This window comes from Achromobacter sp. HZ34 (genome assembly GCF_002209485.1).
In the GTDB taxonomy this organism is placed as follows: Bacteria; Pseudomonadota; Gammaproteobacteria; order Burkholderiales; family Burkholderiaceae_B; genus Bordetella_C.
Genome location: NZ_NJIX01000002.1, coordinates 949,948 through 963,601 on the forward strand (window position 1 = coordinate 949,948; position 13,654 = coordinate 963,601).

Sequence of the window (13,654 nt, forward strand, 5' to 3'; positions counted from 1 at the left end):
TTACACTATGGGGTTACGCAGTTATCCCAGGACGCCCGTACCCTCATGCCCCGCGCTCGCAGCAATACTCCTCCTCGCCTGACACGTGATGCCTCTCGACTGGTGTCATTGGCGCTCGCGCTCAACAGCTCCGGCAGCCGCGTCGAAGACGTATTCTGGGAAGGACAGCTGAACGTGGCCATTCCCAAGCTGCTGCGTGCCGGCAACGACGCCCCGCTGGACGCCGCGCTGGACCATCTGGCGCTGACCCAGCCTGGCGCCTACGAGATCCTGGTGGAGCAGGCGGAAACGCTGACGGAGTCCACCATCATCGAGAAAAACGGGGTCAACTACGACGTCCTGCTGTTCGTCATCCCCGTGGTCGCCTGGACCCGCTATGCCATTCCCACCGGTCCCGTGCCCGCCCCCGCCCTGCAGGCCCTGACCGCGCAACTGCACGGTCACGTGCTGGCCCAGGACGTGCGCATGAGCCTGCTGCCGCATCTGGTCAGCATCGACCAGATGCCGCGCACCTTCTCGGAAACCTGGCATTGGCTGCAAAGGCTGGGTTCCCAGGCATTGGGCGCCGAGACCGTGAAGCCTACGCTGAACGCGGAAGCCGAAACCGCCAATATGCTGGCCGACACGCGCTACATCGTCGGCGCCGCCGCCGTCGCGCAAGGCACGGCCCTGTTCCGTTGGCAGGAGCAGCCCGGCGAGGCGGGCGCCACGCGGGAAAGCTGTCTTGAGCAATGGATAGAACAGGCCCAGCCTACCCTGGCTACGCTATTGCCCGGCTGCGGCATCGAATGCCTGCTGCCCGACGCGTATTACGTCAACAATCGCGAAGCAGACCGGCGCGTGCGGCCCCTGGCCCTGCGTGCCGCGGTCAACTGGCTGGAATCCTCCGTCAATCTGCAGCCCTCGCAATTGCGCGCGGTGATCGCCGGCTGCGGCGAAACCCGTATCGACGAATACCGGGTGTCCTTCACCGCGCGCAGCAGCAACGACGTCATGTACGGTTGCGTGTGGCCGCTCTATGGCCGCGAAGACGACGACGCCGAACAGGAAGGCATCAATCCGGTAGAGGAAATCGCCGCCCTGCTCAAGGATCTGGGCGTCACGGAAGTACGCCGTATCCCGGGCGTGCTGCCCATGGATTTCTGCGAAGACTGCGGTGCGCCTTATTTCCCCAATCCCCTGGGCGAAATGGTGCATGCCGAGCTGCCCGACGACGCGCAGGCCGGGCCGGCGCATTTCCACTGATCCGCAGCGGGGCCTGGACATGCGCCGCGCGCCGACTTCCGCCCTGCGCGCGGACATCTTCTGCAAGCGGGTGGATAACTATGGCGATCTCGGCGTCTGCTGGCGCCTGGCGCGCCAGTTGACGGCCGAACACGGCTGGCGCGTGCGCTTGTGGGTGGACGATGTGCCCGCGCTGTGCCGCCTGGCGCCGCAGGCCGATCCCGATGCCGCCAGGCAGACCGTCGACGGCGTCGAACTGATCGCCTGGCATGACACCATGGCCGATATGCCCGCGCCGGGCGATGTCGTCATCGAGGCTTTTGCCTGCGATCCGCCGCCGGCATTTCGCGCGGCCATGCGCGCAAGCCGGCCGTTGTGGCTGAATCTCGAATACCTGAGCGCCGAGGATTGGGTGGCGTCCTGCCATGGCCTGCCCTCGCTGCAACCGGATGGCTTGTCCAAATACTTTTTCTTTCCCGGCTTCACGGCGCAGACGGGCGGCCTGCCGCGCGAGGCAAACCTGAGCGCGCAACGCGACGCCCTGCAACGCCAGCGCGGGGCGCAGCGCGATTTTCTCGCCGGCCTGGGTTTGCCCGCCGCCGTACTCGCCCAATGGGAAACCGGGGCACTGTTGACCACCTTGTTCTGCTATCCCGATGCACCCGCCGAGGCGCTGCCGGCAGGACTCTTCGCACCGGCGCGCGCGCCCCTGCCCGGGGTCTGGTCCGATGCCGGGCGGCCCGCGCTGATCCTGGTCCCCGAGGGGGTGGCGCCCGGGCTGGACGCCGCCGCGGTCCCGCCGCACTACGGCGTCACGGTGGTGCGCATCCCCTTCCTGGGTCAGGACGACTACGACCGTCTGCTGTGGTGTGCCGACCTCAATTTCGTGCGGGGCGAGGATTCCTTCCTGCGCGCCGCCTGGGCGGCCCGGCCGCTGGTCTGGCAGATCTACGTCCAGGAAGCGCAGGCGCACCTGGTCAAGCTGCAAGCGTGGCTGGCGCGCTACAACCCGCCGGCCGCAGCACGCAAGCTGATCGAGGCGTGGAATGGCAATACGGGCTCAGTAACCGGCCCGGGCGCCAACCCGGGCAACAGCCAGGGGCGTGGCCTGGATTCCGTCTCCGATATCCCCGCGGGCGGCGGCGCCGTGGCAAACGCGCTGGCTGGCGCCCTGGCGCCGGCCGCCTGGGAGGCTTGGCGCGCCCGTGCCAAAGCGTGGGATGCCGACTATGCTCAGCAGGCGAGTCTGGCAGACCGGCTGGTCGCATTTTGCGCAAAACACCGGGAAAAAGGTTAGAATCATGGGCTTTGCGGCTATTTACTTCCCGACTTTCGCCGCCCCCGCTCATCAGTGCATGCAGCGCCAGTAGTAGCAATACGAAGACGGCGACATCCTGAAGGCAGCGTGCGGCGCGGTGCACGGAAGGTATGGCCAGGCGGAAGTGGCAATGGTGCCAGCGACGCCAGAGTTTGGCGTCCAACCCGCAGGGCTGGGCCAACCCCAAGATACCCGGAGTTTTATCAATGAAAACCGCTCAGGAACTGCGCGTCGGCAACGTGATCATGGTCGGCAAGGATCCGCTGGTGGTCCAGAAGGCCGAATACAACAAGTCCGGCCGTAACGCGGCCGTGGTCAAGCTGAAGTTCAAGAACCTGCTGACCGGCTCGGGCAGCGAATCGGTCTACAAGGCCGACGAAAAGTTCGACATCGTCGTGCTGGATCGCAAGGAGTGCACGTACTCCTACTTCGGCGACCCGATGTACGTCTTCATGGACGAAGAGTACAACCAGTACGAAATCGAAGCCGAGAGCATGGGCGACGCACTGAACTACCTGGAAGAAGGCATGCCCGTCGAAGTGGTGTTCTACGACGGCCGCGCCATCTCGGTGGAACTGCCGACCAGCCTGGTGCGTGAAATCACCTACACCGAGCCGGCCGTGCGTGGCGATACCTCGGGCAAGGTGCTCAAGCCCGCCAAGATCAACAGCGGCTACGAAATCAACGTGCCCCTGTTCTGCGCCATCGGCGACAAGATCGAAATCGACACGCGCACGAACGAATATCGCAGCCGCGTGAACTGATTCATGCGCCGGCCTTGGGGCTGGCTGCCATGGAGCACGATCTGATAACAAAGCCCCTTCGGGGGCTTTGTTGTTGTGGGGAAAGGGCCACCAGCGGCGTGGGCGGCTTGCCCTTGCTATTGCAGGCGTTCGTCGTCGAAGATATCGGGCAGGCCGAGAACGTCGATGCCTTCTTCGGCCAGTTCGGCACGTTCCTCGGGCGTCGAGGTGCCGCGGATGGCGCGGTCTTCGGCCTCGCCTTGATGGATGCGGCGCGCTTCTTCAGCGAAGCGGGGGCCGACGTTGTCCGCCTGGCGCACCATCTCGCGGACCTGTTTGAAGATGGCAGCCTGCAGGCGCGCCATCTGCACCGACTCGGCGGTGGGCTCGGCACTGGCCGGCGCCGTGGCGACGGCGCCCTCGGCGGGACGCCTGGCCGCCTCCGGATCGCGAAAATGGCCGACGTTCAAGCGCGGCGCGGACAGGCGCTTGATCACCCTGCCGCTGCCGCACACCGGGCAGGACACGAGACCACGCGCCTGCTGGCTGTCGTAATCTTCATGCGACGCGAACCAGCCCTCGAAAATGTGGCCCAGTTCTTCGCACTGCAGGTCAAATACTTTCATCTGGATAGAGATATAAGAGCCACTACTTATGGCTACCCGTCTTGCGTTTGGCGCGGGAAGCCGGTTGCGGGCTGACGTCCGCTTGTTGCGCTTGCAGCGCGTTGATCTGGCGCTGCAGATCACGCAACTGCTGGCGCACGTCCTGCTGCTGTTCGTTCAGGGCCTGGGTTTCCTGGCGCGCCTGCTCCTGGCGGGCGGCGACCTGGGTCTCCTGGTCCTTGCGCAGCGCGGCGTCGGCCTGCAGGGTGCTCAATTCGGCATTGCGCTTGGCCAGCAGGCGTTCGTTGCGCGTGTACTCGGCCTGCAGCTTGATACGCTGGATGTCCGCCGACGCCAGGTCGGCCGATTGGCCGGCAAACGCCCGGTAGGTGGACTCGGCCTGGTTCTCCGAATTGGTCTTCAGCACACGCCAGAAATTCTTCTGCTGGAACAAGGCGACGTAGTAGGTCAGGTCTTCGCTCTTGAACAAGAGGCTGGCGCCGTAGCTACCGTTGTACGTGGTGCGCAACTCGGTCACCTGGCGCGACTGGATCAGCTGCTGCAGTTCGGACACGGTGCTCGCCGGGGCGTTGGGCGCTGCCGGCGTCGGCAACGGCGCCGCGGCCGTGGCGGGCGGCGTGACGGCGGCGGCCGGATCCTTGTTGTCGTTCTCCACCTGGACCACGGCGGGACGCTTGTCCGGCGTCTGTGCGCTGGCGCAGGCCATCAGGCCCGAAAAGACACCAGCCAATACCAGTATCCGGCCCACGGTACGCAGGGGTTCACGCTTCATGCAGTCCTCTTTCTCTTGCCCTTGATGGAATTTTTTGTAAACCAGCTGTTACTCCTTACAGCCGACCGGCAATCATAATCGGAAATAAACATCTCCGACGTATTCATTGTCTGGATAGCAACGAAATCGTCTGCCCGCCGGATACCGCAACCAATCGGCAACAGCAGGCGGTTCTTTCTGCGTGCCGGCACGGGGGGATGGAGCGGGCCGGGGGCCCGCTCCAAGCCACTTGGGTAGGCGAGGCTGCGAACTGTTGGCCAACGGCCGACGGAAAGCCGGCAACGGGCACGCGCGTTCATGGGTGCGGTGCCTCGGAGGTGCGTTTATCCCGTCTGATGGCCTCATCACGGCGCCTCGACGGCGCCGTCGGCCAGTTCCCCTTGGCCTTCGGCCAACTGGAATTTGCGCATCTTCTCCCACAACACCTTGCGGCTGATGCCCAGCATATTGGCCGTGTCCTGGCGCCGCCAGCCATTAGCCTCCAGCGCCGCCACCACACGGGCGCGCTCGGCCTGCTCGGCCGGCGTGAAAGGCGCGCGCGGGGCCACCGGGGCCTGCTGGTCCACGCCGGCCTCGCGCCGGGCAATTGAACCAGCCGCGGAGCCAGCCCCGTCGCCCACACCATGCCCCGCCCCCGGCCCCTGGCCCAAGCGCTCGAACACCCGCTCGATCCGCTCCCGGTCCCATACGCGGAACTGGCGGCGGATGATGCCCACCCGTTCCACCAGATTGGACAACTCCCGCACATTGCCTGGATAGCGCGTGCGCGCTACGCGATCGACAAGCCAGTCCGGTACCTCCACCGTATCGCCCGGCAGGTAGCGTTCCAGCAGTGCCTTGAAAATGGCCGCTTTCTCGGCCGGCCCGCGCGCCTCCAGGTTCGGCACGTACAGTTCGATCACGGCCAGGCGGTAGTACAGATCCGCACGGAAAGCGTCCTGCGCCACCAAGCCTTGCAGATTCTTGTTGGTCGCCGCCACCAGGCGAAAGTCCACATTGACCTCCGCGGTCGATCCCAAACGCGTGACCGTGTTCTGCTCCAGCACCCGCAGCAGCTTGACCTGCTGGTACAAGGGCAGATCGCCGATCTCGTCGAGGAACAGCGTGCCGCCATTGGCCTGCTCGAAATAACCTTTGTGCGCACCGACCGCGCCGGTGAACGCGCCCTTGGCATGGCCGAAGAAGTGCGCCTCGAACAAACCCTCGGGGATGGCGCCGCAATTGACCGCCACGAAAGGCCCGGCCGACCACGCCGCATGGTCGTGCAACAGCCGCGCCACGCGCTCCTTGCCCACGCCGGTTTCACCATGGATCAAGACACTCGCCCGGCAGTCGGCGAAGGTCTGCGCCTCGGCCAGCAGCGCGCGCATGGACTCGGACACCGCCACCAGCGGACGCGGCGCCCGCGCCGCCGCCCGTTCGGCGGCATGGGCGATACCCGCCAGACGGAACAGCAGCGCCCGCAAGGCCGCGCCGGTGAAGGACAAGGGCAGCGTGTACGAATACGCGGGCGGGTAGTAGCGCGGATCGCGATTACGTTCCTCGGACGCCACCCAGATGGCGGGTATCCCCTGCGTCGCCAGCCAGTCATAGCCGGAGAAGCGGGCATCGTTCATCACCGTCACGGACACCAGGGCCACCGCGGGCCGCGCGGCTTCGCGCGGTGGCGGAAAGGTCAGGCCGGCGTCGGCGCGGATCACGCTGACGTCGTAACCGGACAGGCAGCGCTCGGCGCGCGAGGCAATGTCCGACGTGCCTTCCCACACGTAGAGATCTATCTCTTCATGGATGGCCAGTTCGTTGGAGGGGTCAGTAGACAAGCTGCACCCCCTTGCCGTTGCATTGCAGGGACATCAGTTTCACGTCGACGCTGTTCAGATTCAAGCCGACGACGTCGTTGATCAGGCCCAGGATGGCGGCGCCGATGCCGTTGAGTATCGGTTGCAGCGCGGTGAACAGTGGTCCCAATATGCCCAACAGGGCGTTGGACAGCGTGGTACCGATGTTCGGTTTGCTGGTGAAGGACTTGGCAAGCTCAGCCTTGCAGCCGGCCTCGGTCCCGCCGTAGCCCAGCGGCAGGAGAGTGGCCGTCGCGCAGGCATTGGTCGGCACCACCGCACCCAGGAGATTGCCCACGACTGTGCCCAAGGCATTGACCAGGCCCGTCAGCAAGTTGCCGACGCCGGTCAACAAGCCAGCATTCGGTTGCTTGTCGATGTAGCCCGCCAAGCTTCCCGAGTTGGTTTGCGACAGCTGCAGGGCCGCCTGCCACAGCGCCTTGCGGCAAAGGTAGCCATCGCCGCCGATGTTCAAAGGCGCGGGACCGGTGGTAGCGCTGGGATTGCATGTATTGGCCTGGCGCGCCTGGTTCCACATGTCCTCGGCCAGCGCGGTGCTGACGGCAGCGGGCTGCGTGCCCGCCCCCGCCTGGGCGGAGCTGCCCAGCAGGACCGTCAACAAGGCATTGGCCAGGTTCTGGGTCGCCGTGCCCAGATCGAGGGACGTCATCGCCACGGTGGCCTTCTGCCCCGCGTACAACGTGGCCGGCGTCGGACCGTTGACCAGCGGATTCAGCGTGATCTTGTTGTTGACGCCCAGGTCGATGCCGGCCACCTTCAGCGTCAGCAACTGTTTGTTCTTCAAGCCCACGCTGCAGCTCTGCGCGGAGGAAAAGGCCGTGGCCTGCGTCAGGTCGCCAACGCACGTATCCAGTACCGACGTGGTCACCGCGATGGTGGCAAGGTCGCGCCCGGCACTGTCCTGGGTGGTGCACAGGTCAGTGAGCGTGCCTTGCCCCGTCACCAGGTCGACGACGATCGGAAGGTCGACCCCAAACGCCAGCACGCCACCGAGCAGCTTGATGGTGGGTATGGTGACCTGCAGGAAGACCCGCACCTGCGCGGTATAGGCGGTGGCGCCGACGCCGCCGATGGCGATCTGCGCCGGCTCGATGACGCTGAAGGCGGGCGTGATGGTGACGAGCTTGGCAATGCTGACCGGCACACCGCCCTGCACCGCGTTCTTGCCGGTGGCCACGCCCACGGCGGCGGCGATGAGGTCCAGCGCGTTGATCTGCGTGGACAGCGCGGATGCACCATCCGGCGCGGATATCTGGGCGAACAGGCTGGAGCCGCGGCCGGCGGCGGTGGACCCCAGCGTGACGTTCAGGGAACTCAGGCCCAGCTTCGCCTTGATGGTATTGACCAGCGTCACGTTGGCGGCCAGCAGGCCGCTCTGGCCGCCGACAATGGCGACGGCATCCAGCAGATTGTTCAGCGACACCGTATTGGCGGCCAGCAGGCTGTTCAACTGGCCCACGGTGATATCGGTGGAGACATCGATGCCCAGCTGCTTGAGCAGGCCGGCTGGTGTGATCTGCACGCTGGCCAAGCCGGCGTCGTAACCCACCAGCGCGGTCGAGTTGAGGTTCAGGCCCACGGCGGACAGCAGATTGATCAGCGTGCCGGGCTGCTGCCGGGTGGAGACCAGCGTCGACCCCACGGAGAACGCGGCGACGGGCGACCCGGGCCGCGACGCGACGGACTGCACGCTGATCGACTTGCTGCCCATGAAGGGGATCAGGGAGGCGACGTTACGGTTCATCGTCACCATGACCGCGTTGTAGCGCTGATTGCCCTGCGGGGCCGCCAGGTGGCGTGGGTCGGTGGTGTTCTTGACCGGATCCCAGCGCCAGCAGGTGGCCGCGATGTCGGCGGCCGCCAGGCCGGAGAAATTCGCCTGTCCCGCCTGCACGGCCGCGGTGGTGGCGGTGGAGCAATTCAGGGGCGTGCCGCTGCTCAGCACCTGCGCCCCGGTCAGCGCGGCAAGGTCGGCCGCCTTCTGCAGGTCACGCAAGGTATAGAACAGATAGCCAAGCTGCGCGCCGCCCAGCAGGATGACCATCACCAGAAGGCCCACCGCTGCCGGCACGAGGATCGAGCCTCGTTGGCGTTGCAGGCTGAAGCGCGAACGATGGGCAGGATGACGCGCACCATGAGGCGCAGGCTGACAGTCGGGACGACGGTCGGGACAAGGCGCGGGATGGCGGTCACTGGGCATGGCAGCGGCTCTGTTTATTGCGATTGGTCGGTCTTGACGCGTTCCTGGAACCACTGCGGGATGGGCAGTTTGAAGCTGTCCAGATAGCGGTCGAAGGCGGCGGTTGCCACCACGCCCAGCGTTGGCTGCGCGGGAGCCGCACGGCGGCCGTCGCCTTGCGCGGCCAGCAGGGCACGCGTAATGCCGCCGGTACCCGTCGGACCGACGTCGACCGGTGCTGGCGTCGCGGCCGATGGACGGGGCTCGGCGAATGCCGGCCCTTGCGGCGGTGCGGCGGTGTCGGCGCCGGACACCGGCATCGGCGTGTTGACCTGGCGCACCACGGGACGCGCGGATAGCGTGCTGTCCGCGGGGACCGCGGCAGGCTGGGCGGTCACGGTGGGAATCGCTGGCGGCGCTGCGCCCGGGTTGCCCGTGGTGGTTGCCGTGCCGGCACCGCCCGCGGCCCCCGTCAGCGGCGCGTTCGTCTGCGCCAGCGCGGCGCTGGACATCAGCGTCAGTAACGCCAGCAAGCCGGCCGCTTGCGAGGCCGGCTTGGCGGGAAGACGCGGGGCCCGCCCGGCCTCGGAAGGGATGAAGAAACTACGCTGCTTCATTTGAAACTCCAGATCACGGGTGGCCCGACGCCGCCTGGGCGCCGAATCGGTCCATCAAAGGTTGCAGGCCGAACAAGGAGCCGCTGGCCGCCGACGCATCGGTATTCGCAGCAGCGCCCACCTCGGCGGAGTTTGCCGCCTGCGGCGCCGCCTCAAGATTGCGCACCACTGGTCGCGATGCCGACGCAGCCGGCGCCTGCGCTGCCACAGAGACGGCCCGCGGCCGGGCCGCCGAGACGCGCATCGCGGCGGCCAGTTCCTGCACGCGGGCGCGCGCATCCGGACTGAGCGCGGCCTGTTCCATCACGCGATTCGCGCCGGCCGCGTCGCCCTCGTGCAAGAGCAGCAGCGCGAGATTGCCCAGCACCTTGGCGTTGCCGGGTTCCAGCTCGGCCGCCTGCCCCAAGGGCACGCGCGCCCCCGCCGCGTCACCGGCGCGCAAGCGTGCATACCCCAGGTCGCTCAACACCAGGGCATCGGTGGGATAGGCAGCCGCAGCCTTGGCCAGGTCGTCCGCCGCGCCGGCAAAATTCCCCTGCCCGCCCGCCAGCAACCCCAGCCCGCGCCAGCCGGCACCCGCCTGCGGACCGTTCAGCAAAGCGCGATAGGCCTGCTCGGCCGCCTCGGGCTGGGCCGTCATGCGCAAGGCATCCGCGCGCACGCGTGTCAGGTCCACCGACTCGCCGAACTGCTGGCGGTAGGCATCGATATAGGCCAGGGACGCGAACCACCGGCCCTGGTCCTGTGCCTGCCTGATCATGGACATGACCAGCTCCGGTTTGGTGGGCCGGTTGGCGCGATCGACTTCATCCTGCTTCTGCTGGATCATCGCCTGCTGTTCCTGCTGCTCGTGATACAGCTCCATGGCGGTGCTGCTCTGCGTCGCACAACCAGCCAACCCCACCAAGGCGGCCAGCGACACGCCCCTCAGCAGGCCGTTGCCGCAAGGCACGCGCCGTCCCCATGCCGATCGAGGTTCCATTTGCATCTCCCTATCCTCCCGCCACTTTGCTCAGGCCACGCACAACGGCCAGCAAGCCGGCACCGCCGGTCACGATGATCAAGGCGGGCAGCAGCGTAATCACCATGACGCCGGTCATCTTCACCGTCGTGCGCGCTACGCTTTCCCGCAGATCCAGCCTGCGCCGCTCCCGCACCCGTTCGCTGAAACGCGTCAAAGGTTCCTGCACCGCACCGCCGTGACGATCCACCTGGATCATCAAGCGGCAGATGGCATCGATATCATCGTTGTCGAACCCGTTCATGAGACGGCCCAGCGACTGCTCGCGCGAGCGGCCGCGGGCGTACTGGTCATTGGCCAGGCGCAGTTCATAGCCCAGCACCGGCATCACGCGCTGGAACTCCGTCACCACGGTATGCAGGCACTGGTCTATGGACAGACCCACGCCCTGCAACAGGCGCAGCAGGTCTATCAACAGCGGCAACTCGGCCACGGCCTCGCGCCGGCGCCGGCTGGCGCGGCGCATCATCATCCACTTGGGCAACATCCAGCCCATACCGAACCCGAAGAACACCACCACGGCCTTGGTCAGGGTTTCGTTGAGCAGCAAGGCCCGGTGTCCCACGAGTATCCAGGCCACGATCGGCAGCACGACCGCCAGCAGCGCCCGCATCAGGACGAACACCGAGCGTGCGCGGCCAATGTTGACGTAGCCGCACATGTCGATCAATTTGCGGTCTTCGTCCGCCAACAGGGATTCGCCCAGCCGTCCTTCTTCCAGGCGCCCGCCCACGGACTGCGCCATGGCCTTCAAGTACTCGATACGGCCCTGCGAGTCCGGCGTCGCCAGGGCGGCCTCGGCCCGGCGCCCTTCGCGCGCGGCCAATGCCCTGTCGATGACACGACGGTTGCGGCTCTGGCGCGCCGCACGCAAGGCAATGCCCGCCGCCAGCGTCAACAGCGCGAGCGCCAGGAACGCCACGGCGCCACCAAAAAAATGATTGCTGCGCAAGCCCTCCATCATCGCTTCCATGTTTGCTCCTAGACGCTGCGCGCCATGCGATAAAGCCAGAAGCAACCGCTGGCCTGCAGCACGACCGCGACGATCAGCATCTTGATGCCGGCCGGGTCGTTCCACATGGACATGAACAAGGCGTTGTTGAACATGATGATGAAGGCCGTCAGGCCCAGCGGCAGCAGCGCCAGGATCCAGGCCGACATACGCACCTCCGCCGACAGCGCCGACAATTCATCGCGCGCCTGCTCGACGTCCCGCATGAAGGCCGCCATGCGATCGAGGATCTGGTCGGTGCGGCCACCGAAGCGCATGGCCACCGCGATGACGGAAGACAGCAGGAACAACTGGCGCAAGCCATACAGTTCCGATACCTGACGCAGCGCGACGTCCAGGTCCTTGCCGGAGCGTGTCAGGCTTTCAGCGCGTGCCAGCACTTCCTGCAAGGGCTCGTTGACATTGCCGGCCGCGGTCTGGAAGGCGGACCCAAGGCTGCTGCCTATGGTCAGCAGGCGCACCATGCTCTCCAGGAACCCCGGCAACTGCGCCAGCATGCGCCGTTGCCGGCGGTCGATCTTCAGCCAGATACGGAATGCGGAAATGCCCACCAGCAGCACCAGCGCGCCGAGCGCGGCGAACGGACCGATAAACGCCAGCAACACGATGGGAACGATGAGCGCCGGCGCGAACATGCCAAGGTAGAACCCCACGCTGGAACGCACGCCGGCGCGCGCCAGCAGGTTGTCCCACCATTGATAGCCGGTGCGTGCCGCCGCCGAGCGCGTCGTGCCCGGCTCGCCGGCCGCCTGCCCGTCGCGCTGCCGGCCCAGCTGCCGTTCCAGAAAAGCCGAGGAAGCGGCACGCCGCTCACCGGAGCCGGCGTGGCGCCAGAGCATCACGGCCAGCATCAGCAGCAGCAATGCCGCCGCGCCGATCGCGAAGACCAACTGCCACATCACCATCAGCGCCTCCGGCTCCAGAAGCCGCCGCCAGCGCCGTTGCTGTCATCGGGCGACTCGCCGGGCGGCGTACCGCGCAGCTCGTCGCGCACCTTGGCGAGCTTGGGTGAGTGTGGATGAATACCCAGGCCTACCCAACGGTCCTTCTCCGAGCCATCGGGGGCAACGAAACTCTCATGCCGATAGAGTTCCTGCGTCGCGATGATGTTGTCGCTCATGCCGGTGACCTCGGTGATCGACAGCACGCGCCGCTTGCCGCTGGAAAGACGGCCGATCTGCACGATGAAGTCCAGCGCGCTGGCGATCTGGCGGCGCAAGCTGTCCTCGCTGCCCTGGAAACCGGCAAAGCCCGCCAGCATCTCGATCCGGTACAGGCATTCACGGGGCGAATTGGCGTGGATGGTGCCCATCGAACCATCATGGCCGGTATTCATCGCCTGCAGCATGTCCATCACTTCGGCGCCCCGCACTTCGCCCACGATGACACGATCAGGCCGCATCCGCAGGCTGTTGCGGATGAGATCGCGGATGGTCACCAGCCCCGACCCGTCGAAGCCGCCCTGGCGCGACTCCAGCCGCACCACGTGTGGGTGATTGAGCGAAAGCTCGGCGGTATCCTCCACGGTCACCACGCGCTCGGTCTCCGGCACGAAGAAGGCCAGGGCATTGAGCAGCGACGTCTTGCCCGAGCTGGTACCGCCGGACACCAGGATATTGCAGCGATACTTCACCGCCAGGCTCAACAGGCGGTGGATGTCTTCATCGAACGTGCCCAGCGTCAGCAGGTCGGCCGGCTTGAGCGGGTCCTGGCGGAATTTGCGGATCGACACCATGGGGCCGTCGACCGCAAGCGGTTCGATGACCACGTTCAGGCGCCCGCCGTCGGGCAGGCGCGCATCCACCATGGGACTGGATTCGTCCAGGCGGCGACCGATGGGCGCCAGGATGCGGCGCACGATGCGCAGCACATGCTGGTTGTCGGAGAAGCGCACGTTCTCGCGCGCCAGGACGCCACGGCGCGACACGAATACCTTGTCGTAGCCGTTGATCAGGATGTCCTCGACGGCGGCATCGGCCAGCAGGTCCTCCAGCGGCCCCAGGCCGGCCAGTTCCTTGGTCAGCGCGGCCGCGACCTGGCGCACCTCGGTTTCGTTGATCGCCAGCCGGCGCAGGCGCACGAAGCTGGCAACTTCGATATCGACGAATTCCTGGATGGCCTGGCGCGTCCAGCGGCCGAACTCGGCCCCCAGTTCCTCGATGCGCGAAAGCAGATGTTCATAGGCGGAATTCTTGATCTCCTGGAAGCGTTGCGAGACACCGAACGCCCCGCCCTCCTCGCCGAACTCCACCGTGGCTGTCATGATCATCGTATTGCCCCCTT

General features: G+C 66.4%; 12 protein-coding genes. 3 read left to right on the plus strand and 9 right to left on the minus strand.

The window, feature by feature from the left end:
* Positions 1–45: 45 nt before the first annotated feature.
* The 3 genes from CEY05_RS10980 (at position 46) to efp (ending at position 3,306) form a co-directional block, all read left to right on the plus strand.
* Entirely contained in the window at positions 46–1,245 is a 1,200-nt protein-coding gene (locus CEY05_RS10980; protein WP_088598491.1) for a DUF2863 family protein, read from the plus strand.
* A 43-nt stretch (positions 1,246–1,288) separates the two neighbouring features.
* Positions 1,289–2,521 (plus strand): elongation factor P maturation arginine rhamnosyltransferase EarP, encoded by a 1,233-nt coding sequence (gene earP, locus CEY05_RS10985; protein WP_088598606.1) that lies wholly within the window; start codon positions 1,289–1,291, stop codon positions 2,519–2,521.
* A 227-nt stretch (positions 2,522–2,748) separates the two neighbouring features.
* Positions 2,749–3,306 carry an elongation factor P gene (gene efp, locus CEY05_RS10990; protein WP_088598492.1) on the plus strand — a complete coding sequence of 186 codons (558 nt, stop codon included), beginning with the start codon at positions 2,749–2,751 and terminating at the stop codon, positions 3,304–3,306.
* Between the two features lie 116 nt (positions 3,307–3,422).
* On the opposite strand, the gene CEY05_RS10995 is transcribed toward efp, so the two are convergent.
* The 9 genes from CEY05_RS10995 to CEY05_RS11035 form a co-directional block, all read right to left on the minus strand.
* Positions 3,423–3,917, minus strand: a complete 495-nt coding sequence (locus tag CEY05_RS10995) for a DUF1178 family protein (RefSeq protein WP_198952765.1) — start codon at positions 3,915–3,917, stop codon at positions 3,423–3,425.
* Between the two features lie 16 nt (positions 3,918–3,933).
* Positions 3,934–4,683 carry a DUF2968 domain-containing protein gene (locus tag CEY05_RS11000; protein ID WP_088598494.1) on the minus strand — a complete coding sequence of 250 codons (750 nt, stop codon included), beginning with the start codon at positions 4,681–4,683 and terminating at the stop codon, positions 3,934–3,936.
* A 344-nt stretch (positions 4,684–5,027) separates the two neighbouring features.
* Entirely contained in the window at positions 5,028–6,503 is a 1,476-nt protein-coding gene (locus CEY05_RS11005; protein ID WP_233161456.1) for a sigma 54-interacting transcriptional regulator, read from the minus strand.
* On the minus strand, positions 6,493–8,742 hold the full coding sequence (locus tag CEY05_RS11010; protein WP_143220374.1) for a TadG family pilus assembly protein: 2,250 nt from the start codon (positions 8,740–8,742) through the stop codon (positions 6,493–6,495). Before CEY05_RS11010 ends, CEY05_RS11005 begins: the two co-directional genes overlap by 11 nt.
* Before the next feature lie 14 nt (positions 8,743–8,756).
* Positions 8,757–9,338 (minus strand): DUF3613 domain-containing protein, encoded by a 582-nt coding sequence (locus CEY05_RS11015; protein ID WP_233161457.1) that lies wholly within the window; start codon positions 9,336–9,338, stop codon positions 8,757–8,759.
* 13 nt (positions 9,339–9,351) lie between these two features.
* Complete coding sequence (locus CEY05_RS11020) at positions 9,352–10,320, minus strand: hypothetical protein (protein WP_143220376.1); 969 nt, start codon at positions 10,318–10,320, stop codon at positions 9,352–9,354.
* Positions 10,321–10,330: 10 nt separating this feature from the next.
* Positions 10,331–11,332, minus strand: a complete 1,002-nt coding sequence (locus CEY05_RS11025) for a type II secretion system F family protein (RefSeq protein WP_088598497.1) — start codon at positions 11,330–11,332, stop codon at positions 10,331–10,333.
* An 8-nt stretch (positions 11,333–11,340) separates the two neighbouring features.
* Positions 11,341–12,276, minus strand: coding sequence for a type II secretion system F family protein (locus CEY05_RS11030; protein ID WP_369825917.1), 936 nt, complete (start codon positions 12,274–12,276; stop codon positions 11,341–11,343).
* Positions 12,276–13,640: a CpaF family protein gene (locus CEY05_RS11035; protein ID WP_088598498.1), complete on the minus strand. Its 1,365-nt coding sequence runs from the start codon at positions 13,638–13,640 to the stop codon at positions 12,276–12,278. Before CEY05_RS11035 ends, CEY05_RS11030 begins: the two co-directional genes overlap by 1 nt.
* Positions 13,641–13,654: the final 14 nt, after the last annotated feature.

Coding starts and splice junctions, on each gene's coding strand:
- CEY05_RS11035 (WP_088598498.1), bottom strand. CDS start 13,640: ATGATCATGACAGCCACGGTGGAGTTCGGCGAGGAGGGCGGGGCGTTC.
- CEY05_RS11000 (WP_088598494.1), bottom strand. CDS start 4,683: ATGAAGCGTGAACCCCTGCGTACCGTGGGCCGGATACTGGTATTGGCT.
- CEY05_RS10980 (WP_088598491.1), top strand. CDS start 46: ATGCCCCGCGCTCGCAGCAATACTCCTCCTCGCCTGACACGTGATGCC.
- CEY05_RS11025 (WP_088598497.1), bottom strand. CDS start 11,332: ATGGAAGCGATGATGGAGGGCTTGCGCAGCAATCATTTTTTTGGTGGC.
- efp (WP_088598492.1), top strand. CDS start 2,749: ATGAAAACCGCTCAGGAACTGCGCGTCGGCAACGTGATCATGGTCGGC.
- CEY05_RS11010 (WP_143220374.1), bottom strand. CDS start 8,742: ATGCCCAGTGACCGCCATCCCGCGCCTTGTCCCGACCGTCGTCCCGAC.
- CEY05_RS11015 (WP_233161457.1), bottom strand. CDS start 9,338: ATGAAGCAGCGTAGTTTCTTCATCCCTTCCGAGGCCGGGCGGGCCCCG.
- CEY05_RS11020 (WP_143220376.1), bottom strand. CDS start 10,320: ATGGAACCTCGATCGGCATGGGGACGGCGCGTGCCTTGCGGCAACGGC.
- CEY05_RS11030 (WP_369825917.1), bottom strand. CDS start 12,276: ATGGTGATGTGGCAGTTGGTCTTCGCGATCGGCGCGGCGGCATTGCTG.